This is a genomic window from Azospirillum soli (assembly GCF_017876165.1).
GTDB classification, from domain to species: domain Bacteria; phylum Pseudomonadota; class Alphaproteobacteria; order Azospirillales; family Azospirillaceae; genus Azospirillum; species Azospirillum soli.
In genome coordinates this window covers 322324-344940 of record NZ_JAGINQ010000002.1, presented here as the reverse complement: position 1 = coordinate 344940, position 22617 = coordinate 322324, and the positions used below count along the sequence as shown (strand labels likewise).

The following is a 22617-nucleotide window of genomic DNA, read 5'->3' as shown; positions in this document are numbered from 1 at the left end:
TGGGATAATCGGTCGCACCCCAGGCTTTGATTACCGGACGTTTCAGGTCGATTTTGCACAAGATCAAGCTTATGTATGGGCGTCGCCGTACGGGGAGACCGGTCCCGGCGTGCGAACCCCCGTGTTCCGGAAAGCTTGATGACGCCTCGCCCTCACCCCCGTCCCCGCAGGATCATTTCATGACCGCCGAGACCGGAACTTGGGCGCAGGGCGGTTACCACCCGGAATCGCTCTTCCGCACCCTGTTCGAAAGCGCGTCGGTCGGCATGGTCCTGGCCGGGCCGGACGGCGCCATCCTGGCCGCGAACGCCGCGTTCGCCGGTATGCTGGGCTGCGCGCCGGAAAGCCTTGCCGGCCGGCCGGTGTCCGCCATCACCCACCCCGAGGATTGGGCGTGGGAGAACGAGCGCTTCGCCCGCGTCGTCCAGAGCGGGACGGCGCCCGCTCCGTTCGAGAAGCGCTTTCTGCGCGCCGACGGCACGGTGGTGCGCGCCACCATCCGGCCTTCGCTGCTGCGTGGTCCGGACGGGCGGCTTCAGGCGATCGCCGCCGTCATCGAGGACGTCACCTCCACCCGGCTGGCGGAAGAGGAGCTTCAACGCAGCGAGGCGCGCAACCGCGCCATCGTCGAACAGGCGGTCGAGGCCATCCTGACCGTGGACCGGCGCGGCATCATCATCAGCGTCAACCGGGCGACCGAAACGCTGCTCGGCTACCGCCCCGACGAGCTGGTCGGCCAGCACATCCATATGTTGATGCCGCCGGACGAGGCCGCGCGGCACGGCCACTACATGCACCGCTACATGACCACGGGGGAAAAGCGCGTCATCGGCATCGGGCGCGAGGTCACGGCGCGGCGGCGCGACGGCACCGATTTCCCGGCTTGGCTGTCGCTGTCGGACATCGACCTGCCGGGCTTCCAGGTCTTCGTCGCCATGCTGCGCGACATGAGCGACACCAAGGCGGCCGAGCTGGCGCTGATCGAGGCGAAGGAGGCGGCGGAGATGGCCAACCGTGCCAAGACCGCCTTCCTGGCGAACATGAGCCACGAGCTGCGCACCCCGCTGAACGGCATCCTGGGCTTCGCCGACGTGATCCACCAGCAGATGCTGGGATCGCTGGAAAACCCGATGTATCTGACCTACGTGGCCGAAATCAAACGGTCGGGCGAACTGCTGCTTGCCAACATCAACGACCTGCTGGAGATGGCCACCATCGAGGCCGGCCGCGTCGATCTGGAGGAATCGCTCTGCGATTTCCGCGACGTGGTGGTGTCCTGCCTGCGCCTCGTCGCCAAGCGGGCGGAGCGCGGCAAGCTGCGCGTCGAGGCCGACATCGCGGCGGAGCTGCCGCCCCTGCTGGCCGATCCCCGCGCGCTGAAACAGGTTCTGCTGCACCTGCTGTCCAACGCCATCAAGTTCACGCCGGAGGGCGGGCGCATCGGCGTGTCGGCCCGCGTGGACAGCCGGGGCGCCCTGGTGGCGGAGGTGTTCGACAGCGGCCTCGGCATCCCCGAGGACCGGCTGGAGACCGTCTTCCAGCCCTTCGTCCAGGGCGACGCCACGCTGGCCCGCCGGCACGAGGGCATCGGCCTTGGCCTGTCCATCGCCAAGTCGCTGGTCGAGCAGCACGGCGGCCGGCTGGAGATCCGCTCCCAGGAGGGCTCCGGCACCTCGGTCATCATCCATCTGCCCAAGGAGCGCTTCGTCGCCGACTGGTGACGGACCCGTCTGGAGACGAGCACCCCATGAAGAAACTGATTCCCTTGGCTGACGCCGTCGCGTTGATCCCGGACGGCGCCTCGCTTCTGATCGGCGGCTTCATGGCCGTCGGCAGCCCGCACCGCGTGATCGACGAGCTGGTCCGCCAGCGCAAGCGCGACCTGACCGTCATCGGCAACGACACCGCCCGCCCCGGCCAGGGCATCGGCAAGCTGGTGGTCGAAAAGCTGGTTCGCAAGGTCATCACCAGCCACATCGGCCTGAACCCCGAAACCCAGCGCCAGATGATCACCGGCGAGATCGAGATGGAGCTGGTCCCCCAGGGCACGCTGGCGGAGCGCATCCGGGCGGGCGGTGTCGGCCTCGGCGGCGTGCTGACACCGACCGGCGTCGGCACTACCGTGGAAGAGGGCAAGCAAACCGTCGAGATCGACGGCAAGACCTTCCTGCTGGAACTACCGATCAAGGCCGACTTCGCCCTGATCGGGGCCAAGCAGGCCGACTATTACGGCAACCTCACCTACGCGCTGACCGCCCGCAACTTCAACCCGCTGATGGCGATGGCCGCGACCACCGTGATCGCCGAGGCCGAGGACATCGTGCCGCTCGGCTGCATCCCGCCGGACACGGTCGTCACCCCGTCGATCCTCGTGGACCACGTGATTGCCCAGGAGAAGCGCCATGGATGAGAAGACCCTGATCGCCAAGCGCGTCGCCCTGGAGCTGGCCGACGGTGACCTCGTCAACCTCGGCATCGGGCTGCCGACGCTGGTCGCCCGCTACATCCCCGCCGGCCGGCACGTCTTCTTCCAGTCGGAGAACGGCATCGTCGGCATGTCCGGCCCCATCGCGGGCGCGGAGAATCCCGACCTGACCGACGCCGGCGGCAACCCGATCAGCGCGCTTCCCGGCGCCGCCTCCTTCGACAGCGCCATGTCCTTCGGCCTGATCCGCGGCGGCCACCTGGACATCACCGTGCTGGGCGGCCTCCAGGTCGATGAGGAAGGGCGCCTCGCCAACTGGATGGTGCCCGGCAAGATGGTGCCCGGCATGGGCGGCGCCATGGACCTCGTCACCGGGGCCAAGCGCGTCATCGTCGCCATGCAGCACAGCGCCAAGGGTGAGTCCAAGATCGTCAAGCGCTGCACCCTGCCCCTGACCTCGGTGCGCCGCGTCAGCCTCGTGGTGACCGACATGGCCGTGATCGAACCGACCGAAAAGGGCCTCGTCCTGCGCGAGGTCGCGCCGGGCGTCAGTGTTCAGGACGTGCTGAAAGCCACCGAGGCGGAGCTGATCGTCCCGGCCAACGTGCCGGAAATGGCCCTGGCGGCGTGAGAGTTCGTGGGAGGGCGCCGCCCTCCCACACCCACCGGCCAAGGGCCGGAGGGCCCTTGGAACCCGCAGAGCGAGGGACAGTGTCCCTCGCGCCTTTCACCTTACAGGATGAACTTCGACAGATCCGCGTTCTTCGCCAGACCGCCGACCTGTTCACGGACGTAGGTTGCGTCAATCGTGATGGTCTGGCCGGGCTTGTCGCTGGCGGTGAAGCTGATCTCCTCCAGCAGGCGTTCCAGCACCGTGTGCAGGCGGCGGGCGCCGATGTTCTCGACCGTGGCGTTGATGTCGGCCGCCAGCCGCGCCAGCTCGTCGATGGAATCGTCGGTGAAGACGAGGTCCACGTCCTCGGTCTTCATCAGCGCCTTGTACTGCTTGATGAGGCTCGCTTCCGGCTCGGTCAGGATGCGCTTGAAGTCGTCCTGGGTCAGGGCCTTCAGCTCCACCCGGATCGGCAGGCGGCCTTGCAGCTCCGGCAGCAGGTCGGACGGCTTGGCGAGGTGGAAGGCGCCGGACGCGATGAACAGGATGTGGTCGGTCTTGACCGCGCCGTGCTTGGTGCTGACCGTCGTGCCCTCGATCAGCGGCAGCAGGTCGCGCTGCACGCCCTCGCGGCTGACGTCGGCGCCGCCCTTATAGTCGGAGCGGGCGGAGATCTTGTCAATCTCGTCCAGGAAGACGATGCCGTTCTGTTCGACCGACTGGATCGCTTCCGAAACGACCTTTTCCTGGTCCAGAAGTTTGTCCGACTCCTCGGCCATCAGAACGGTGTAGCTCTCGGCCACGGTCATGCGGCGGGCCTTGGTGCGGCCGCCGAACGCCTTGCCGAAGATGTCGTTCAGGTTGAGCATGCCCATCTGGGCGCCCGGCATGCCAGGAACATCGAAGGTCGGCAGGGAGCCGGCGCCGGTGTCGGCGACCTGGACCTCGATCTCCTTGTCGTTCAGCGAGCCTTCGCGCAGCATCTTGCGGAACTTCTGCCGCGTCTCGGCGCTGGCGTTGTCGCCGCACAGGGCGTCGATGACGCGCTCCTCGGCGCGCAGCTCGGCCTTGGCGGCGACCTCCTTGCGCAGGCGCTCCTTGGTCATGCCGATGGCCGCCTCGACGAGGTCGCGGACGATCTGCTCCACGTCGCGGCCGACGTAGCCGACCTCGGTGAACTTGGTCGCCTCGATCTTCAGGAAGGGCGCCTGGGCGAGCTTCGCCAGACGGCGCGCGATCTCGGTCTTGCCGACGCCGGTCGGGCCGATCATCAGGATGTTCTTGGGCAGAACCTCCTCGCGCAAGCCCTCCGGCAGTTGCTGGCGGCGCCAGCGGTTGCGCAGCGCGATGGCGACCGCGCGCTTGGCCTCGTGCTGGCCGACGATGTAGCGGTCGAGTTCGGAAACGATCTCGCGGGGGCTGAAGGCGGCGGTCATGACGTGTGCCCCTCTGTCAGAGCTTTTCAAGAGTGACGTTTTCGTTGGTGTAGACGCAGATCCCGGCGGCGATCTTCATCGCCTTGCGCGCGATGGCCTCCGCGTCCATGCCGTCGATGTCGACCAGCGCGCGCGCCGCCGACAGCGCGTAGGACCCGCCGGAGCCGATGCCGATCAGGCCGTCCTCCGGTTCCAGCACGTCGCCGTTGCCGGTCAGGATGAGGCTGACCTCGCGATCGGCCACCGCCATCATGGCTTCCAGGCGGCGCAGGTAACGGTCGGTGCGCCAGTCCTTCGCCATCTCCACGCAGGCGCGGGTCAACTGGCCGGGGTGCTGCTCCAGCTTGGATTCAAGCCGTTCGAACAGGGTCAAGGCGTCGGCGGTGGCACCGGCGAAGCCCCCCATCACGGTGCCGCCGGCAAGCCAGCGCACCTTGCGGGCGTTCGATTTCATGACCGTCTGGCCGACGGACACCTGCCCGTCGCCGGCGATCACCACCTGGCCGTTCTTGCGGACCGACAGGATGGTGGTGCCGTGCCACTGAATGGGATCGTGGGAAGTCATAGGGACCGTGTTCAAAGGGGCAAAACCCTCGTGCCCGAAAGGAACACGCCTTTATAGGCACACAGGGACACGGGTCTATGTGGGGGGACGGCGGTTCCCGTCAAGCCTGACGTCGGGTCCGGGCTTCGCCCTTTGGGGTGCCGCTTGTGTCAACCGCGCGCCCGTCAACCGCACGCCCATGCGCCTCAACGCCTCCCCCACCGGGACGAAAGCGGCCAGCCCGTGCGCCGACACCCCGCCGAGCGGCCGGGGTGCCATGGCGAGACCCAGAAGGCTGCCGGCATCATCCACCAGCGGGTCGCCGAGCGCCGGATCCGGCCCGGTCAGATCGGCCTGGAGGAGGTCGAGGCCCATGCGCAGGTCTGGACGCAAGGCAGCCACGATGCCCGATGCCGCCTCGTCCCCGCCCTTGAGGACGGCGGTGACGGGCTCGCTGACCGCAGGACCGCCGGACCGCACGGGCATGGCGGTCAGACGCGCCGGGACGCGGACCAGCGCCAGCCCGCTGAGCGCGTCGCGCGCCACGACCGCACCGTCAAGTGTCACACCCTGCGCCGGGCGGATGTTGACAGTTGTGTCAATAGCGGCCACGGCGGTCAGGATCACCGATTGCCCGTCCGCGTCGCCGATGACGACGCCCCTGCCCTCCCCCACGCGCACGGTCGCGGCCGAGGCGCGGGCGGTGGGATCGTCGACGAAATCCTGGGCCGCGGCGGGAGAGGCAATGATCACGGAGCCGCGCGGGGGCGGTGAAAGCGGCGCGGGGCCGGTTGACGCACCGCCTTCCGGAACCGGAGCGGGAGTTGACGCCGTTGACACGGTTGACGCAAGGCCGCTCGGCTCCACCACCCCGCCGCGCGACAGGACCGCCCGGAAGCCGGGGTCGGCGGCCAGCGCCGCCGCCGCCGTGGAGAAGGCTTCCTCGATGAGCATCACGTTGCCTTGCGGCACGCCGGCCTCCTTGCGAGCCACGCCCGTGGTGGTGACGCGGTGGGCGAGCTGCCCCGTGTCCGCGTCGAACACCGACCAGTCCACGCGCAGGTTGCCGGTGCCGGAAATGCCCTTTCCACTGCCGGTCAGCCAGTGCTTGCGGTGGCACAGCTCCAGCCGCACGTCGCGCAGGTCGCCTTGGACGACGTAGCGCGCCCGCTTGCGGTCGGCGTCGGCTTCCATCGTTCCGCCGAGACGGCCGGCAACGTCGAAGCCAGCGTCGGTCAACACCTCGGCGAAGCGCTCCGCAAAGGTGGAGTTCTCGTGCAGGTTCCGCCCGCTGGTCCAATAGACATCCTCGTAGGGCGGCGCGCAGTCGATGTCCCAGATGTAGCGCCCGATGGTCATGCCCCGGCGCATGGAGCCCAGCGACAACTCTCCGAAACGCACCGGTTCGGTCGAGCCGCGCGCGACCGGAGCGGACGGTTTCGGTTCCGGCAGCGCGTCGAGAGAAGCGCAGGAGGCCAGCAGGAGAGCGGCCGCCAAGGCCGGGAAAAAGCGTCGCGAGGGGATCATATCGGGTTATGCGCGTGTTGCGTGCATAAAACCATAACCTGCACACGCATGTACGGCAATCGTCGGACCGGTCATAGACGAATCCGGGGATGCACCGCTGGCGCGTGCGGGCGCTTCCTGCTAAATACCGATTTCATGGACCAGAGCCCTGCCAATGGCGTCCGCCGCGCCTCGATCGAGCGGAACACCACCGAAACCCGCATCCGCGTGGCCGTGAACCTGGACGGCACCGGCGTCTATGACGTGAAGACGGGCGTCGGCTTCCTCGACCACATGCTGGAACAGCTGTCCCGGCACAGCCTGATGGACCTGACGGTCCTGGCGGACGGCGACCTGCACATCGATTATCACCACACGACCGAGGACACGGGCATCGCCATCGGTCAGGCGGTGGCGAAGGCTCTGGGCGACCGCAAGGGCATCCAGCGCTACGGCAGCGCCTATGTGCCGATGGACGAGACGCTGACCCGCGTGGCGCTGGACTTCTCCAACCGGCCCTATCTGATCTGGAAGGTGTCCTTCAGCCGCGACAAGATCGGCGACATGGACACCGAGCTGTTCCGCGAATGGTTCCAGGCCTTCGCCATGGCGGCCGGCGTGACGCTGCATGTCGAATGCCTGTACGGCGAGAACAACCACCACATCGTGGAGAGCTGCTACAAGGCGCTCGCCCGCGCGGTGCGCGCCGCCATCGAGATCGACCCGCGCAAGCGCGACGCCGTTCCCTCCACCAAGGGCACGCTGGGCGGCTCCCTCTAAGGTTCTTAGGACAAGGCTTTCCGAGATCATGGAAACCGTTGCGCTGATCGATTACGGCTCCGGCAACCTGCGTTCCGCTGCCAAGGCGCTGGAGCGCGCGGCGGCGGAGTCCGGCGCCTCCGCCCAGATTCTGGTGACCTCCGACGCCGACGCGGTGCGCAAGGCCGACCGCGTGGTGCTGCCGGGCGTCGGCGCCTTCGCCGACTGCAAGCGCGGCCTGTCGGAAGTCCCCGGCATGCTCGACGCTCTGGAGGAGGTGGTGCACCAGAAGGCCCGTCCCTTCCTGGGTATCTGCGTCGGCATGCAGCTGATGGCCGAGCGCGGGCGCGAGTTCGGCGTCACCGAAGGGCTCGGCTGGATCAAGGGCGAGGTGGTGAAGCTGGAGCCCAGCGATCCCACGCTGAAGATCCCGCACATGGGCTGGAACGAGCTGAACGTCCGCCACCGGCACCCGATCCTGGCGAACCTGCCGGAGGGCGCGCACGCCTATTTCGTCCATTCCTACCGCTTCGCGGTGGAGAGCCCGGACGAGGTGATCGCCACGGCCGATTACGGCGGCCCCTTCGCCGCGGTCGTCGGGCGCGACAATCTGGTCGGCACCCAGTTCCACCCGGAAAAGAGTCAAGCCACTGGTCTGGCGCTGGTCGCCAACTTCCTGACGTGGCGGGTCTGAGCATGGCGGACATCGCCATCGAGCGCGTCGAGACGCTGAAGACTGGCGACCTGCACGACCTGTGCGACGCCACCGACGACGCCATCAAAGCCGGCGGCGGCTTCGGCTGGGTCGCCCCGCCAGCGCGCGACATCATGGAGCGTTACTGGAAAGGCGTTCTGGTCGTGCCGGAGCGCATCCTGTTCGTGGCGCGGCTCGACGGCGTCATCTCCGGATCGGCCCAGCTGCTGAAGCCGGCGCGCAACAACGAGGCGCAGGCCCACGCCGCCACGCTGACCACCAACTTCGTCGCCCCCTGGGCGCGCGGCCACGGGCTGGCCAAGAAGTTGACGCAAGCGGTGGAGGACGAGGCGCGGGCTTGCGGCTTCCGCATCCTGAACCTCGACGTGCGCGAGACGCAGGACGCCGCCATCCGGCTTTACGAAGACCTCGGGTTCAAGCGCTGGGGGACGCATCCCTTCTATGCGCTCGTGGACGGCAAAAGGCTTGCCGGACATTTCTATGTGAAAGAGCTCTCCCCGGACAACGCACAGGACGAGACACCGCGATGATCATTTACCCCGCCATCGACCTCAAGGACGGTGCCTGCGTTCGGCTTCTGCGCGGCGAGATGAGCCAGGCCACCGTCTTCAACACCGATCCCGCCGAGCAGGCCCGCCTGTTCCAGAGCCAGGGGTTCGAGTGGCTGCACCTCGTCGACCTCAACGGCGCCTTCGAGGGCAAGCCGGTCAACGGTCAGGCGGTGGAGCGCATCCTGGGCGCGGTCAACATCCCGGTGCAGCTGGGCGGCGGCATCCGCGACCTGAAGACCATCGGCATGTGGCTGGACAAAGGCGTCAGCCGCGTCATCCTGGGCACGGTCGCGCTACGCGAGCCGGAGCTGGTCAAGGAAGCCTGCAAGGAATTCCCCGGCAAGGTCGCCGTGGGCATCGACGCCCGTGAAGGCTACGTCGCCGTCGCCGGCTGGGCCGAGACCTCCAACATCAAGGCGCTGGATCTGGCGCTGAAGTTCGAGGATTGCGGCGTCGCGGCCATCATCTACACCGACATCAACCGCGACGGCGCCATGGGCGGCGTGAACGTCGAGGCCACATCCGACTTGGCCTTCCACCTGACCACGCCGGTCATCGCGTCCGGCGGCGTGTCGTCCATCGACGATCTGGTTGCACTGAAGAAGGAAGAGCACACGGGCATCGAAGGCGTCATCTGCGGCCGCGCGCTGTACGACGGGCGCATCGACCCGGCGGCGGCGCTGGAGCTGCTGTCCGCCGCCCCTGTCTCCGGGGATGCCGCCTGATGCTGAAGATGCGCGTCATCCCCTGCCTGGACGTCAAGGACGGCCGGGTGGTGAAGGGGGTCAACTTCGTCGATCTGGTGGACGCCGGCGACCCCGTGGAGCAGGCCCGCGTCTATGACCGCGAAGGTGCGGACGAGCTGACCTTCCTGGACATCACGGCCAGCCACGAGAACCGCGACACCATCTACGACGTGGTGCGCCGCACCGCCGAGCAGGTGTTCATGCCGCTGACCGTCGGCGGCGGCGTGCGCGCGGTGGAGGACATCCGCAAGCTGCTGCTGGCCGGGGCCGATAAGGTGTCGATCAACACCGCCGCCATCCACCGGCCGGAGTTCGTGCAGGAAGCCGCCGAGAAGTTCGGCGCCCAGTGCATCGTCGTCGCCATCGACGCCAAGCAGGTGGAACCGGGCCGTTGGGAGATCTTCACCCACGGCGGCCGCAAGGCCACGGGCATCGACGCCGTGGAGTGGGCCAAGCGCATGGAATCTTACGGGGCCGGCGAGATCCTGCTGACCTCCATGGATCGCGACGGCACCAAGAGCGGCTTTGACCTCGCCCTCACCCGCAAGGTGGCGGATTCCTTGCGCATCCCCGTCATCGCCTCCGGCGGCGTCGGCACGCTGGACCATCTGGTGGAAGGCATCCGCGAGGGCCACGCCACGGCGGTGCTGGCGGCCTCCATTTTCCACTTCGGCACCTACACCATCGGTCAGGCCAAGGCGGCGCTCGCCGAGGCCGGCATCCCCGTGCGCCCGGCGCGCGGTGTGGAGATGGCCCATGGCTGAGGATACGAAGCTCAGCGCTGAGGTTCTCGACCGCCTTTACGCGACGGTGCTGTCGCGCAAGGGCGGCGATCCGGAAAGCTCGTACACCGCCAAGCTGTTCAGCCGGGGCACCTCCAAAATCGCCCAGAAGGTCGGCGAAGAGGCGGTCGAGGCCATCCTGGAAGCGGTGCAGGGCGACAAGGCGGCGCTCGCCTCGGAATCGGCGGACCTGCTCTACCACCTGATGGTGCTGTGGGCCGACGCCGGGCTGGAACCGGCCGAGGTGTGGGAAAAGCTGGCCCAGCGCGAGGGCACCAGCGGCATCGCCGAAAAGAAGGCGCGCAAAGCCTAAGAACCTTAGACGGGGGATAGCGAGATGGCCAAGACCTACGATCCGAACAACATCTTCGCCCGCATCCTGCGCGGCGAGATCCCGTGCAAGAAGGTCATGGAGACCGAGCACGCCCTGGCCTTCCACGACATTAACCCGCAGGCCCCGACCCACATCCTGGTGATCCCGAAGGGCCCGTACGTGGACATGGACGACTTCACCGCCAAGGCGTCGGAGGCCGAGATTGCCGGCCTGTTCCGCGCCGTCGGCGAGGTGGCCCGTCAGGCCGGCGCCGTCGAGCCCGGTTACCGCATCCTGTCGAACTGCGGTGCGGACGCGCATCAGGAGGTTCCGCACCTCCACATCCACGTCTTCGCCGGCCGCGACCTGGGACGGATGCTCGCCAAGGCGTGATCGTGCAACGATCCACGTGAAACATTGCCGAGAGAGTTTGGGGCGCCGGGGGAAACCTTGGCGCTTTTTCGTTGCCGCGGATGTTCATACGGGATGGACACTCTGCGGAGGATCCCGTGATGGCCACGCGGCTGTTGGTCGGCGACGATGGTGCCAACCTCCTTCAGGGCGGAAGTGAGTCCGACCTGATCTATGGCTTCAACCCGCAAGGCCCACAGGCGCAGATCACCGGCATCACAGCCAACCGCGTGGCCACGGGACTGGATCAGCCGCTTTTCGCCACGGCACCTCCCGGCGATGCGTCCCGCCTGTTCATTGTCGGAAAGACCGGCCGGATCGACATCCTCGACCTGTCCACGGGCCAGATCCTGCCGCAGGCTTTTCTGAACCTCTCGGCCGAGATCGCCGCGCCAGGGGAACAGGGGCTGCTCGGCCTTGCCTTTCACCCGGCCTTTGCCAGGAACGGCCTGTTCTACGTGACCCTGAACAACGTCAACGGCGATACGGAAATCCGCCGTTATCAGGCAGCCCCATCGGCGAACCAAGCCGATCCCGCCAGCGCGCAACTGGTCCTCGCGGTCGATCAGCCGGACGGCCTCACCAACCACAAGGGCGGCTGGCTTGGTTTCGGGCCCGACGGGTTCCTCTACGCCGGGCTTGGTGATGGGGGCGGAGGCGGCGACCCGTTCAACAACGCGCAGAACACGAACAGCCTGCTGGGTAAGATTCTGCGCCTGGACGTGAACGCCGACGCCTTTCCGGCCGATCCCGCGCGGAACTACGCCATCCCGGCCGACAATCCGTTCGCCAGCGGTGGTGGGGCGGCCGAAGTCTGGGCCTACGGCCTGCGCAATCCATGGCGAGCAAGCTTCGACCGTGGCTTGGGCGATTTTTTCATCGCTGATGTCGGTCAGAACGCCTGGGAGGAGATCGATCTCGGTGCGCCCGGCGCCAACTATGGCTGGCGCGTATTGGAGGGGTTAGAGCCCTTCGCGCCGGGGCCGTTGACCGGCGGCGCGGCGATCCCGCCCATCCACGTTTATGGCCACGCTTCCGGGACCTCGATCACCGGCGGATACGTCTACCGGGGCGAGAGCGAGGGGCTTCACGGTCAATATTTCTTTGCCGACTTTGGTTCGGCCCGGGTCTGGACGCTTCAGAACAACGGCGTTTCATGGTTGGCGACGGAGCGCACCCGGCAGATCGTGACCGATGCCGGCAGCATCGACCAGCCGACCTCCTTCGGTGAGGACGCGCGCGGCAACCTCTACCTGACCGACTTCGATGGCGACGTTTTCCGTCTGACGCCACAGACGATCTCCAACGACCTGGGCGACCAGCTTCTGGGTGGCGGCGGCAATGACCTGACCTTCGGCGGATCAGGCGTGGACTGGCTGCTGGGGGAATCCGGCAACGACACGCTCGTGGGCGGGCGCGGTGCCGATGTCTTCGTCTTCGCGCCGGGCGGCGGCACCGATCTGGTGAGCGACTTCAACGGCGCGGAAGGCGACCTTGTTCTGATGACCGGCGGGTTGACGCACGTCCTCTCGGAACAGCTGGGCGGCACCCTGGCGACCTTCTCCGACGGCTCCTCGGTCCTGCTGGCCGGGCTGCCGCCGGATCAGGTCTCGCCCGGCTGGTTCGTTGCCGGATAAGCCTCACGCCATCGCGCGCAGGCGCTGTTCGGCGGCCTGGATGTCGATGCGGCGGTAGACGGCCTGCACGACGCTGAACGCCCCGAAGGCGAACAGACCCGCTGCCACGATCCCGAGAAGCCACGGGCCGTAAGGTTGGTCCTGGAGGAATTGCAGCGCCTTGACCAGCCCGCCGGATTCCGAGGAGTCCGTCCGCCACGCAGCCAGGATCAGGAAAAAGCCGATCAGCGCGAAGACGACACCCTTGGCGGCGAAACCGAAACGGCCGATCAGGCAGATCACCTTCATCTTGTCCTCGTCGGCAGCCAGCCAGCGGCGGAAACTGGCTTTATAGGCCTTCACGAAGTGGGCAATCGCCACGCCGGCGATGATGAGCCCCACTCCGGCCACCAGATAGCGCCCCATGGGCTGGGCCATCAGCCAAGCCGTCCAGTCCCGCGCCGATTCCTCGCCGCTCTCCTGCCGGCTGGCGCGCCCGGAGAGCAGGCTGACGGCGAAGACAGCGAGACCGGCGTGGACCAGCCCGGCAACGAAGAAGCCGGTGCGCACGACAAGGCCCTTAGCCGAACCGCCGTAATGATCCACGTCCGCCACCGCCTGCACCATCCGCCACAGGGCGTAGCCGGCCAGCCCCAGCGCGGTCAGCGCGAGCAGCACCGACCCGAACGGCCCCTGGAACAGCTCGACCAGGGCACCTTTGGTGTCGGTCGGCCGCGTGCTGCCATAGGCGGCCATGACCGCGAACCAGCCGACGATCAGATAAACGACACCGCGCGCCGCATAACCGAGCCGCGCCAAGCCCTCGATCTCATTCAGGCGGTGGAGCTGGTGCATGCCCCCTCCCCTTGCGTCAACATTACGTCAGTTGACACAACCCGCCCGGAGCTTGTGGGTTCCGCCTGGGGATTCCGGGTCAGGAGACCGGAGTGACCGTCTTCGGCAGCAGGATGTAGTACTCGCCGGGGCTCTTCATCACGCCGGCCTTCTGTTCGGCTTCCTCGCCATGGCCCCAAAAGACATCGCCACGCACCGGGCCGCGGATCGCCCCGCCGGTGTCCTGGGCGACCAGAAGGCGGCGCAGCCGCTGCTGCGTGTCGAGCGGGTCCTCGGCGTCCAGCCACACCGGCACGCCGTAGGGCAGAAACTTGGAATCCACGGCGAGGCTGCGGCCCGGCGTCAGCGCCACGTTCTGCGCGCCGTTGGGGCCGTCGCCCTTCAGTTCCTGGAAGAAGACGTAGGACGGGTTCATGTTCATCAGCGCGGCGGCCTGGTCGGGGTTCGCCTGGAGCCACGCGCGGATGGTCTGCAAGGAGACGTTTTCCCGCTTCAGAGCGCCCCGGTCGATCAGCTCCTTGCCGATGGCGACGTATTTGTGGCCGTTCTGCGCGGCGTAGCCGACGCGCATCTCCGTGCCGTCCGCTAAGCGCACGCGACCGGAACCCTGAATGTGCAGGAAGAAGGTGGCGATGGGGTCCTGGAGCCAGACCAGTTCCTGTGCCTTGCCGCGCAGCGCGCCGGCTTCGATGGCCGCGCGATCCTCGAAGGGTTTCAGCTGGCCGTTCACCACGCGCCCGGCGGTGCGCTCGCCCTTCCAGCGATCGGAGAACTCGCCCAGATTCACCATCACCAGATCGGCCGGCCGCTTGTAGAGCGGCACCGGGTAGGCCGGATCCGGCTTGCGGCTGCCCTTCAGCTCCACCTCGTAATAGCCGGTGAAGAGGCCGCGCCGGTTGTCGTTGTTGGCGGCGGCGTAGGGGGTGAACCATTCCTCGAAGAAGGCGCGCGCCGCCGCGTCGTCGCCCGGCGGCAGGTCGGCCAGCTTGGCGCACGGCGTCTGCCAGTCGCCGGCCTTACCGCCCACCCCATCAGGTCCGATCGGCCGGTCGGCCGGCTGGGCCTTCACCTTGGCGCAAGAGCGCTGAAAGGCCGGAACGGCCTCCGCCACGCGGTCGGCGGTCCATCCGGGCAGGTCGGCGAAGGCGACGGGCTTCAGCGTCAGCTTGTCGGGCGGAGGCGGCGCCTTGGCCTCTTCCTTCCGCTCGCAGGCTACAAGCAGGGTCGCGGCGGCCAGCGCCGCGACGGTGAACAGGGAGCGCATCAGTGAGTGGTGCGGGTCTCGACGAGCGACCAGTTCGGATCGCGGGCGCGGGTGTTGCGGGCGAAGGTCCAGATGTCGGTCGCTTCGACTGCCGCGTTCGGATCGCCGTCCACCACCTCGCCGGCGCTGTTGCGGACGGCGTTCACCTGCTCGGACACGAACTTGACGGTGACCAGGGCGGTGCGGCCGTCCAGCCGGGCCTCGACCACGTCGGCGTCGGTGATGTTCTCGATGCGGGTTTCCAGCGTCTCGCCGGCCGTCTGACGCTCGCGGACGGCGCGGGCGAAGTTCTCGTAGACCTCATCCGACAGCAGCGGACGCAGGGCGGCGGTGTCGCCCTTGGCGAAGGCCTCCACGATCATCTGGAAGGCGCCGCGCGCACCCTGGAGGAAATACTTCTCGTCGAAGCTGGGATCGGCGCTCTTGATCTGGGCCAGGGCGGCGGCCAGCGACACCGGCTCATCCGGCGCCGGGGCGGGAGCCGCCGGGCGGTCACGGCCGGGCATCTGAACCACGTTGTCGGATGCGCTGGGACGGGACGTGAAGGGGTTCGGACGCTGCTGCTCCTCACCGGTGCGGCGCCCCAGGACGCTGCGCAGCCGATAGACGAGAAACGCCGCAATCATCGCGAAAATCACGATCTCGAGGAACACGAACCCATCCCCCATCGCCAATCCTTCCGGGTGCTGTAGGCCAAAAACAAGAATTCCGGCCGCTTTCAATCTGCTACTGGACCCTCCGGAGGGCGGGCATTAAGTGTACCCTGAAGGCGCGTCTTGAGGACGCGTCCATGTGAACCGGAGAGGCCACCCGATCACCAGACCGGGGGGCTTACCCAAGTCTAGATAGGGCCTTGACGGCAAAAGAGCAAGGACAGCCATGAATCCATTGCTTTTGATCCTGTTGTTGCCGATCGCGGAAATCGCGGTGTTCATCGAGGTCGGCGACTGGATCGGCGCCTGGCCGACGGTTGGACTGGTCGTGCTGTCCGCCGTCCTGGGCTCGGTGCTTGTGCGCCGGCAGGGCCTGACCGCGATGAAGCGCGCCCAGGAGGCGGCGGAGCGCGGGGAGTTCCCGGTCGGCGCCGTGTTCGAGGGTTTCTGCATCGTCGTCGCCGGCGTTCTGCTGATCATTCCGGGCTTCCTGACGGACGTGGTCGGTTTGCTGCTGTTCGTGCCGCCGGTGCGCAACGCTCTCGGCCGCTGGCTGTTCGAACGTCTGCGGGGCAGCGGTTCCTTCCATGTGTGGACCGGCGCCGGTGCCGGCGGGATGGGAACGGGGCCTCAGCCGCACCGCCCGCAGCCGGGCACCATCGAGGTCGATTACCGGGAGGTGGAACCCGAAGGGGCCGAGCCGGACGACGCCCCGCGACTGACCGAATCCCGCTGGCGGCCGCCGGGTTCCAGCCACCCCAATGGGCGCCCTGACGATCACCGCTGATTGCAGACCGGCGCCATGGTCGGTCTGCCCCGATAGGGTCGGTCTACCCATTGTCGGTCTGACGGATCCGTGCTAGCCAGCACGTCCTGAAGCCATTTCACACGTGATGCCGCCCCGCGGCCAGGAGTTGTTCATGTCCGATCAGCAGACCAACGGTCAAGACCAGGCTGCCTCTTCGATGCCGATGCATGTGCTGGCGCAGTACGTGAAGGACCTGTCGTTCGAGAACCCCAACGCCCCGCAGAGCCTGCTGCCCGGCCAGCCGCAGCCGCAGGTCAACATCGGCGTGGACGTGCAGGTTCAGCCGATGGGCGAGGACGTCTACGAGGTCGTGCTGAAGCTGCATTGCGAAGCCAAGCAGGGCGAAGGCGTGGCCTTCCTGGTCGAGGTCGCCTACGGCGGTCTGTTCCAGTTGCCGGGCCTGCCGCAGGAGCATCACCGCCCCGTGCTGCTGATCGAGGCGCCGCGCATGCTGTTCCCGTTCGCCCGCGCCATCGTGGCCGGTGCCACGCAGGACGGCGGCTTCCCGCCGCTGATGATCAACCCGATCGACTTCGTGGACCTGTACCGCCGCCAGACCGGCGCCCAGGACCAGCAGGCTCAACAGCAGCCGCAGCAGCCCCCGTTCTGATGAACATTCCGGCTCCGTTCCGACGGGGCCGGTCATCCGGGTAAAAAGAAAGGCGAGAGGCTTGATGCCCCTCGCCTTTTTTGTTCCGCCGACGAAACGTCCTACTGATTCATGGACTCGAAGAATTCCGAGTTCGACTTGGTGTGCTTCAGCTTGTCCACCAGGAAGTCGACCGCGTCGGTCACGCCCATCGGCATCAGGATGCGGCGCAGGATCCACATCTTCGACATGGTGCCCTTGTCCACCAGCATCTCTTCCTTGCGGGTGCCCGACTTGGAGATGTCGATGGCCGGGAAGGTACGCTTGTCCGACAGCTTGCGGTCGAGGATGATTTCCGAGTTGCCGGTGCCCTTGAACTCTTCGAAGATCACCTCGTCCATGCGGCTGCCGGTGTCGATCAGCGCGGTCGCGATGATGGTCAGCGAGCCGCCTTCCTCGATGTTGCGGGCGGCACCGAAAAAGCGCTTCGGCCGCTGCAGGGCGTTGGCGTCCACACCGCCGGTCAGCACCTTGCCCGAGGACGGCACCACCGTGTTGTAGGCGCGCGCCAGACGGGTGATGGAGTCCAGCAGGATCACCACGTCGCGCTTGTGCTCCACGAGGCGCTTGGCCTTTTCGATCACCATCTCCGCGACCTGGACATGGCGGGTCGCCGGTTCGTCGAAGGTGGAGCTGATGACCTCGCCCCGCACGGAGCGGGCCATGTCCGTCACCTCTTCCGGGCGCTCGTCGATGAGCAGCACGATCAGGTAGGCTTCCGGATGGTTGGTCGCGATGGAATGGGCGATGTTCTGCAACATCACCGTCTTGCCGGTGCGCGGCGGGGCGACGATCAACCCGCGCTGGCCCTTGCCGAGCGGCGCCACCAGATCGATGATGCGGCCGGTGAAGTTCTTCTTGGTCGGATCATCGACTTCCATGCGCAGACGCTCATCCGGGTAGAGCGGCGTCAGGTTGTCGAAGTTGATGCGGTGACGAACCTTGTCCGGCGCGTCGAAGTTGATCGTGTTGACCTTAAGGAGAGCGAAGTAACGCTCGCCGTCCTTGGGCGCCCGGATCTGCCCTTCCACTGTGTCGCCGGTGCGCAGGCCGAAGCGGCGCACTTGGCTGGGGCTGACGTAGATGTCGTCGGGGCCGGGAAGATAATTCGCCTCCGGCGAGCGCAGGAACCCGAAACCGTCCTGCAGAACCTCAAGCACACCATCGCCGTAGATCGGAACGTCGTTTTCCGCCAACTGCTTCAGGATGGCGAACATCATATCCTGCTTGCGCAGGGTGCTGGCGTTCTCGATCTGCAATTCCTCCGCGAACGCCAGCAGTTCGGCGGGGCTCTTGCACTTCAACTCTTGGAGATGCATGGGGTTGCCTTAGGGGATCATCATGCGGGGGGAGTGCCTGGAGTCCCGGCCGACGACGGATGCGTCGGTTGGGCGTCGGACGACGCTGAGCGGAGCGTGAGGCTCTTCGGTCGCCGCGCCCGGATCGTTGGGGAGGGACGGAACGGCAGATGTGGGTGTGGGTTCCCGCGAGGCTTGCCGCCCCGTGGTGAAAAAGATGGTTACTGGATCGTTGGGTGCAAGTCAAACGAAAGCGAAACCTTGGGCGCCTTCATCCGACCCATTTTGACGCAACCCCTGGTACGCGAACGATGCCATCCCGACCTACCCTTCAGAAAGCCCCCTGCCCTGGCGGATCGTCATGAACCCACGCGAGCTTCCCGACGCCCCTTCCTGGCACGCGCACCCGGCGGACAAGGCCCTGTCGGCCCTGGAAAGCCCCGATGGCGGCCTGTCTACCGACGAGGCGCGGGCGCGGCTCGACCGGCACGGTCCGAACCGGCTGACGCCCCCGCCAAAGCGGTCGGCGCTGCTGCGTTTCCTGGCTCAGTTCGACAACGTGCTGATCTACGTGCTGATCGCGGCCGGTGTGGTGACGGTGCTGCTGGGCGAGTTCACCGACGCGGCGGTGATCGCCGGCGTGGTGCTGATCAACGCGCTGATCGGCTATGTGCAGGAGGGCAAGGCGGAACAGGCGCTGGATGCCATCCGCAACATGCTGTCGCCCCAGGCGGTGGTGCTGCGCGGCGGGCACCAGCAGACGGTTCCGGCCGAGGAACTCGTCCCCGGCGACCATGTGGTGCTGTGCTCCGGCGATCGGGTGCCGGCCGACCTGCGGCTGATCCGCGCCAAGGGCCTGCGCATTCAGGAGGCCGCGCTGACCGGCGAGTCCGTCCCGGTCAGCAAAACCACCGACCCCGTGGACGCCGCAGCACCGCTCGGCGACCGCTCCGGCATGGCCTATTCGGCGACTCTGGTCGCGCAGGGCCAGGGCGTCGGCATCGTGGTGGCGACCGGCGACGCGACGGAGCTGGGCCGCATCGGCACCATGCTGGCCGGGGTGGAGCAGCTGACCACGCCCCTGCTGGCCCAGATGGCCGTGTTCGGCCGCTGGCTGACCATGGGCATCCTGGCGCTGACCGCCGTCACCTTCCTGTTCGGTACGTTGGTCCAGGAGGAGCCCTGGGCCGAGATGGTCATGGCCGCGGTGGGGCTGGCGGTGGCCGCCATTCCCGAAGGTCTGCCGGCGGTGATGACCATCACGCTGGCCATCGGCGTCACCCGCATGGCCCGGCGCAGCGCCATCATCCGTCGCCTGCCGGCGGTGGAGACGCTGGGCTCGGTCGGGGTCATCTGCTCCGACAAGACCGGCACGCTGACCCGCAACGAGCTGATCGTGCAGGCCGTGGTCACCGCCGGCGCCGAATACACGGTGGGCGGCACCGGCTACCGGCCGGAGGGCGAGTTCCTGCGCGACGGCGCCGCCGTGGATCCGGCCGCCGATCCCGTTCTGGTCGATCTGGCGCGCGCCGCCCTGCTGTGCAACGACGCGGAGCTTCAGCGGGACGAGACCGGCGACTGGACCGTGGCCGGTGACCCGACCGACGGGGCCCTGCTGGCGCTGGGCATCAAGGCCGGGTTGAACGCCAGGGACGAGGCCGGGTGCAACCCGCGCACCGACGTCATCCCCTTCGAGTCCGAACACAAGTTCATGGCGACCCTGCACCACGACCACAATAAGCATGGCACCCTGTACGTGAAGGGCGCGCCGGAGCGGGTGCTGTCCATGTGCGACCGCGTGTTGAGCACCAACGGCGCGCAGCCGCTGGACGCCGCCGCGTGGCACGCCCGTGTCGAGGCTCTGGCCTCGCGTGGCCAGCGGGTGCTGGCGCTCGCCCGCCGCTCCGCCCAGCCCGGCCAGTTGGCGCTCGACATGGCGGAGTTCGATACGATGGCCGGACAGGAGGGGCTGACGCTGCTCGGCCTGTGCGGGCTGATCGATCCGGCGCGCGACGAGGCCATCGAGGCCGTGCGCCAGTGCCAGGCCGCCGGCATCCGCGTCAAGATGATCACCGGCGACCACGCCGGCACCGCGCAGGCCATCGGCCGGCACTTCAGCCTGTCCGGCACGGCGATGACCGGCGCCGAGCTGGACCGCATCGGCGACGACGACCTGATCGCCGTTGCGCGCGACACCGACGTCTTCGCCCGCACCACGCCGGAACACAAGCTGCGCCTCGTCCGCGCGCTCCAGGCCTCCGGTCAGACGGTCGCCATGACCGGCGACGGCGTCAACGACGCCCCCGCCCTGAAGCGCGCCGACGTGGGCGTCGCCATGGGCCAGAAGGGCACCGAGGCCGCGAAGGAGGCCGCCAGCATGGTGCTGGCCGACGACAACTTCGCCTCCATCGCCCACGCGGTGGAGGAAGGCCGCACCGTCTACGACAATCTGCGCAAGACGATCCTGTTCATGCTGCCGACCAACGGCGCGCAGGCGCTGGTCATTCTGGCCGCCGTTCTGGCCGGCTACACGCTGCCGATCACGCCGGTGCAGATCCTGTGGGTCAACATGGTGACCGCCGTCACGCTGGGCCTCGCGCTGGCCTTCGAGCCGCCGGAAGCCGAGGTGATGAAGCGCCCTCCCCGCTCTCCGGCCGAGCCGATCCTGCCCGGCTATTTGATCGGACGCATGGTGCTGGTCATGGCGCTGCTGGTGGCGGCCAGCTTCGGCTTCTTCCTCTACGAGGAAGCGCGGGGCAGTTCGCCGGAGATGGCCAGCACCATGGCGGTCAACACGCTGGTGATGGGCGAGATCTTCTTCCTGCTGAACGCACGGGCGGTGACCGGATCGGTGCTGAACCGGCAAGGGCTGTTCGGCAGCCGGCCGGTGTGGATCTCCATCGGCCTGATGCTGGTTTTTCAGCTGGCCTTCACCTACGCCCCGCCGATGCAGCGGCTGTTCGGCACAGCCGCCGTCGGCTGGATGGAATGGGCCTGGATGACCGCAGCAGGGCTGGCGATCTTCCTGGCGGTGGAGGCGGAAAAGGCGGTGACCCGGCGCTTCCTCAGAACGGCCTAAATCAGAACGGCTTCACGATCACGAAGATGACGATGCCGATCATCAGCAGGGTCGGCACCTCGTTCCAAACGCGGAAGAAGCGCTGCGGCCGGCGGTTGCGGTCGGCCTCGAAGTCCTTGCGCCAGCGCGCCATCATCATGTGCACGGCGGTCAGGCCCAGCACGAACAGAAGCTTGGCGTGCAGCCAGCCGCCCTGCTTGAACAGCGACGGATCGATGGCGATCATCGTGATGCCGAAGACGTAGGCCGCGATCATCGCCGGGTTCATGATGGCGCGCAGCAGGCGCCGCTCCATCACCTTGAACTTTTCCGAGGTTTCCGAACCCGGCGCCGCCTCGCAGTGATAAACGAACAGGCGCGGCAGATAGAGAAGCCCCGCCATCCAGGCGATGATGCTGATGACGTGCAGCGCCTTGACCCAGAGGTAGAGCACCGGATTTCCCTTCCTGACTGTTGAGCTTAACGGTTGACTTTACTTGGCCTGCTGCGGGCAGCCGGAGAAGCCGGCGGGGCAGATCTGGCCGCCGTTCTGGGCGCAGACCGCCTTGGGCGTCGCCACCGACTGGCGCACCAGCTTTGCCAGCCCTTCGATGAAGGCCGGTTCCACCCCAACCGTCGGCACACGACCGAACCAGGGCACGCCGACCTCCTTGGCGAGGTGGCGGTATTCGATCTCGATCTCGACCAGCGTCTCGGAATGCTCCGACACGAAGGCCATGGGCACCACCAGGATCGGAACGCCGTCCTGGCCGGCCCGCCGGATCTCCTCGTCGGTCGAGGGACCGATCCATTTCATCGGACCGACGCGGCTCTGGTAGCAGTTGACCCAGTCCAAGTCCTCGATGCACAGCGCAGCGGCGATGGATTCGGCGGTGCGCTCGCATTGCCACTGGTAGGGATCGCCGGCCTTCACGACCTTCTCCGGCAGTCCGTGGGCGGAGAACAGGACGCGCGGCTTGCCGTGGTTGCGCGCCTTCTCGTAAAGCGGCCGGATCACTGCGGCCGAGGCGTCGATGAAGCCCGGCTGCGTCGGGTAGCAGCAGACCAGCCGCGTCGGCGCGGTCAGCCCGACGACCTTCGCCGCCTCGTCCCACACGCGGGCGCTGGAGGCCGTCGTGGTCGTCGAGAATTGCGGGTAGAGCGGCAGCAGCACGACCAGATCCGGCGCGTACTCCTTCACCCGCGCGGCCGTCTCGGCGCTCATCGGGTGCCAGTAGCGCATAGCGATGAAGACCTTGGCCTCCATCCCCTCCCCGGCCCACAAACCCTTCAGGGCGGCTTCCAGGGCGGCGGCCTGCGCCTCGGTGTTCTCCAGCAGCGGCGACTTGCCGCCGAGTTCCGCGTAGATCGCCTTCGCCGCCTTGGCCCGCCGCCCGGAGATGAAGCTGGCGAGCAGGAAACGCATCGGGTTCGGGACCCGGATGATCGACGGATCGTTGAACAGGTTGAACAGGAACGGCCTGACCGCCTCGGGGCTGTCGGGGCCACCGAGGTTGAACAGGACGACGGCAATACGGCGGGAAGATTGAGGGACTGGCATGGAGCGGTAAACTGGAGCGGAGCCGTGTTCCTGTCCAGTCCCTCCCGCGCGATT

23 protein-coding genes are annotated in these 22617 nt (G+C 67.4%); 14 read left to right on the top strand and 9 right to left on the bottom strand.

Annotated elements, in window-relative coordinates; all coding sequences use genetic code 11:
- The first annotated feature begins 179 nt into the window (after positions 1–179).
- From J2852_RS04650 to J2852_RS04640, 3 genes are read left to right on the top strand one after another with little or no spacing between them, the layout of a single operon-like run.
- Entirely contained in the window at positions 180–1721 is a 1542-nt protein-coding gene (locus tag J2852_RS04650; protein WP_209871644.1) for a PAS domain S-box protein, read from the top strand.
- 26 nt (positions 1722–1747) lie between these two features.
- Entirely contained in the window at positions 1748–2410 is a 663-nt protein-coding gene (locus tag J2852_RS04645; protein ID WP_209871641.1) for a CoA transferase subunit A, read from the top strand.
- Positions 2403–3056, top strand: a complete 654-nt coding sequence (locus J2852_RS04640; protein WP_209871638.1) for a 3-oxoacid CoA-transferase subunit B — start codon at positions 2403–2405, stop codon at positions 3054–3056. Before J2852_RS04645 ends, J2852_RS04640 begins: the two co-directional genes overlap by 8 nt.
- A gap of 101 nt (positions 3057–3157) precedes the next feature.
- On the opposite strand, the gene hslU is transcribed toward J2852_RS04640, so the two are convergent.
- The 3 genes from hslU to J2852_RS04625 form a co-directional block, all read right to left on the bottom strand.
- The gene (gene hslU / locus J2852_RS04635; protein ID WP_209871635.1) at positions 3158–4474 is read right to left on the bottom strand and encodes an ATP-dependent protease ATPase subunit HslU; all 1317 of its coding nucleotides are present in this window, start codon (positions 4472–4474) and stop codon (positions 3158–3160) included.
- A 16-nt stretch (positions 4475–4490) separates the two neighbouring features.
- Positions 4491–5039: an ATP-dependent protease subunit HslV gene (gene hslV / locus J2852_RS04630; protein ID WP_209871632.1), complete on the bottom strand. Its 549-nt coding sequence runs from the start codon at positions 5037–5039 to the stop codon at positions 4491–4493.
- Positions 5040–5114: 75 nt separating this feature from the next.
- Positions 5115–6545 carry a trypsin-like peptidase domain-containing protein gene (locus J2852_RS04625; RefSeq protein WP_209871629.1) on the bottom strand — a complete coding sequence of 477 codons (1431 nt, stop codon included), beginning with the start codon at positions 6543–6545 and terminating at the stop codon, positions 5115–5117.
- A gap of 135 nt (positions 6546–6680) precedes the next feature.
- Here J2852_RS04625 and hisB point away from each other — a divergent pair, with 135 nt between their 5' ends.
- The 8 genes from hisB (at position 6681) to J2852_RS04585 (ending at position 12438) form a co-directional block, all read left to right on the top strand.
- On the top strand, positions 6681–7304 hold the full coding sequence (gene hisB, locus J2852_RS04620) for an imidazoleglycerol-phosphate dehydratase HisB (RefSeq protein WP_209871617.1): 624 nt from the start codon (positions 6681–6683) through the stop codon (positions 7302–7304).
- A gap of 28 nt (positions 7305–7332) precedes the next feature.
- Positions 7333–7977, top strand: coding sequence for an imidazole glycerol phosphate synthase subunit HisH (gene hisH / locus J2852_RS04615; protein ID WP_209871613.1), 645 nt, complete (start codon positions 7333–7335; stop codon positions 7975–7977).
- Between the two features lie 2 nt (positions 7978–7979).
- Complete coding sequence (locus J2852_RS04610; RefSeq protein ID WP_209871609.1) at positions 7980–8528, top strand: GNAT family N-acetyltransferase; 549 nt, start codon at positions 7980–7982, stop codon at positions 8526–8528.
- Entirely contained in the window at positions 8525–9274 is a 750-nt protein-coding gene (gene hisA / locus J2852_RS04605) for a 1-(5-phosphoribosyl)-5-[(5-phosphoribosylamino)methylideneamino]imidazole-4-carboxamide isomerase (protein ID WP_209871607.1), read from the top strand. Before J2852_RS04610 ends, hisA begins: the two co-directional genes overlap by 4 nt.
- A complete protein-coding gene (gene hisF / locus J2852_RS04600; RefSeq protein ID WP_209871605.1) occupies positions 9274–10059 on the top strand; it encodes an imidazole glycerol phosphate synthase subunit HisF in 786 nt (261 codons plus the stop codon). The genes hisA and hisF overlap by 1 nt, the downstream gene beginning before the upstream one ends.
- Complete coding sequence (locus J2852_RS04595) at positions 10052–10390, top strand: phosphoribosyl-ATP diphosphatase (protein ID WP_209871602.1); 339 nt, start codon at positions 10052–10054, stop codon at positions 10388–10390. Before hisF ends, J2852_RS04595 begins: the two co-directional genes overlap by 8 nt.
- 24 nt (positions 10391–10414) lie before the next feature.
- Positions 10415–10783 (top strand): histidine triad nucleotide-binding protein, encoded by a 369-nt coding sequence (locus tag J2852_RS04590; RefSeq protein ID WP_209871599.1) that lies wholly within the window; start codon positions 10415–10417, stop codon positions 10781–10783.
- A gap of 119 nt (positions 10784–10902) precedes the next feature.
- Complete coding sequence (locus tag J2852_RS04585) at positions 10903–12438, top strand: PQQ-dependent sugar dehydrogenase (protein ID WP_209871596.1); 1536 nt, start codon at positions 10903–10905, stop codon at positions 12436–12438.
- Between the two features lie 3 nt (positions 12439–12441).
- Here J2852_RS04585 and J2852_RS04580 read toward each other — a convergent pair whose 3' ends face one another.
- The 3 genes from J2852_RS04580 to J2852_RS04570 all read right to left on the bottom strand — a co-directional run bounded on the left by J2852_RS04580 (position 12442) and on the right by J2852_RS04570 (position 15204).
- Positions 12442–13272 (bottom strand): DUF1206 domain-containing protein, encoded by an 831-nt coding sequence (locus tag J2852_RS04580; protein WP_209871593.1) that lies wholly within the window; start codon positions 13270–13272, stop codon positions 12442–12444.
- A gap of 79 nt (positions 13273–13351) precedes the next feature.
- Entirely contained in the window at positions 13352–14536 is a 1185-nt protein-coding gene (gene mltA, locus J2852_RS04575) for a murein transglycosylase A (protein WP_209871590.1), read from the bottom strand.
- Complete coding sequence (locus J2852_RS04570; RefSeq protein WP_209871587.1) at positions 14536–15204, bottom strand: Tim44/TimA family putative adaptor protein; 669 nt, start codon at positions 15202–15204, stop codon at positions 14536–14538. The genes mltA and J2852_RS04570 overlap by 1 nt, the downstream gene beginning before the upstream one ends.
- A 211-nt stretch (positions 15205–15415) precedes the next feature.
- Between J2852_RS04570 and J2852_RS04565 the strand changes: the two genes are divergently transcribed.
- Positions 15416–15976: an FxsA family protein gene (locus J2852_RS04565; protein ID WP_209871583.1), complete on the top strand. Its 561-nt coding sequence runs from the start codon at positions 15416–15418 to the stop codon at positions 15974–15976.
- A 133-nt stretch (positions 15977–16109) separates the two neighbouring features.
- Positions 16110–16607: a protein-export chaperone SecB gene (secB, locus tag J2852_RS04560; protein ID WP_209871580.1), complete on the top strand. Its 498-nt coding sequence runs from the start codon at positions 16110–16112 to the stop codon at positions 16605–16607.
- A 101-nt stretch (positions 16608–16708) separates the two neighbouring features.
- Here the strand turns inward: secB and rho are convergent, their stop codons facing one another.
- Positions 16709–17965, bottom strand: a complete 1257-nt coding sequence (gene rho / locus J2852_RS04555; protein ID WP_209871577.1) for a transcription termination factor Rho — start codon at positions 17963–17965, stop codon at positions 16709–16711.
- A 340-nt stretch (positions 17966–18305) separates the two neighbouring features.
- On the opposite strand from rho, the gene J2852_RS04550 reads away from it, so the two are divergent.
- Entirely contained in the window at positions 18306–21023 is a 2718-nt protein-coding gene (locus J2852_RS04550; RefSeq protein WP_209871574.1) for a cation-transporting P-type ATPase, read from the top strand.
- A 1-nt stretch (position 21024) separates the two neighbouring features.
- Here the strand turns inward: J2852_RS04550 and hemJ are convergent, their stop codons facing one another.
- The gene (gene hemJ, locus J2852_RS04545; protein ID WP_209871571.1) at positions 21025–21456 is read right to left on the bottom strand and encodes a protoporphyrinogen oxidase HemJ; all 432 of its coding nucleotides are present in this window, start codon (positions 21454–21456) and stop codon (positions 21025–21027) included.
- 39 nt (positions 21457–21495) lie between these two features.
- Entirely contained in the window at positions 21496–22563 is a 1068-nt protein-coding gene (gene hemH / locus J2852_RS04540; protein WP_209871569.1) for a ferrochelatase, read from the bottom strand.
- Between the last annotated feature and the right edge of the window lie 54 nt (positions 22564–22617).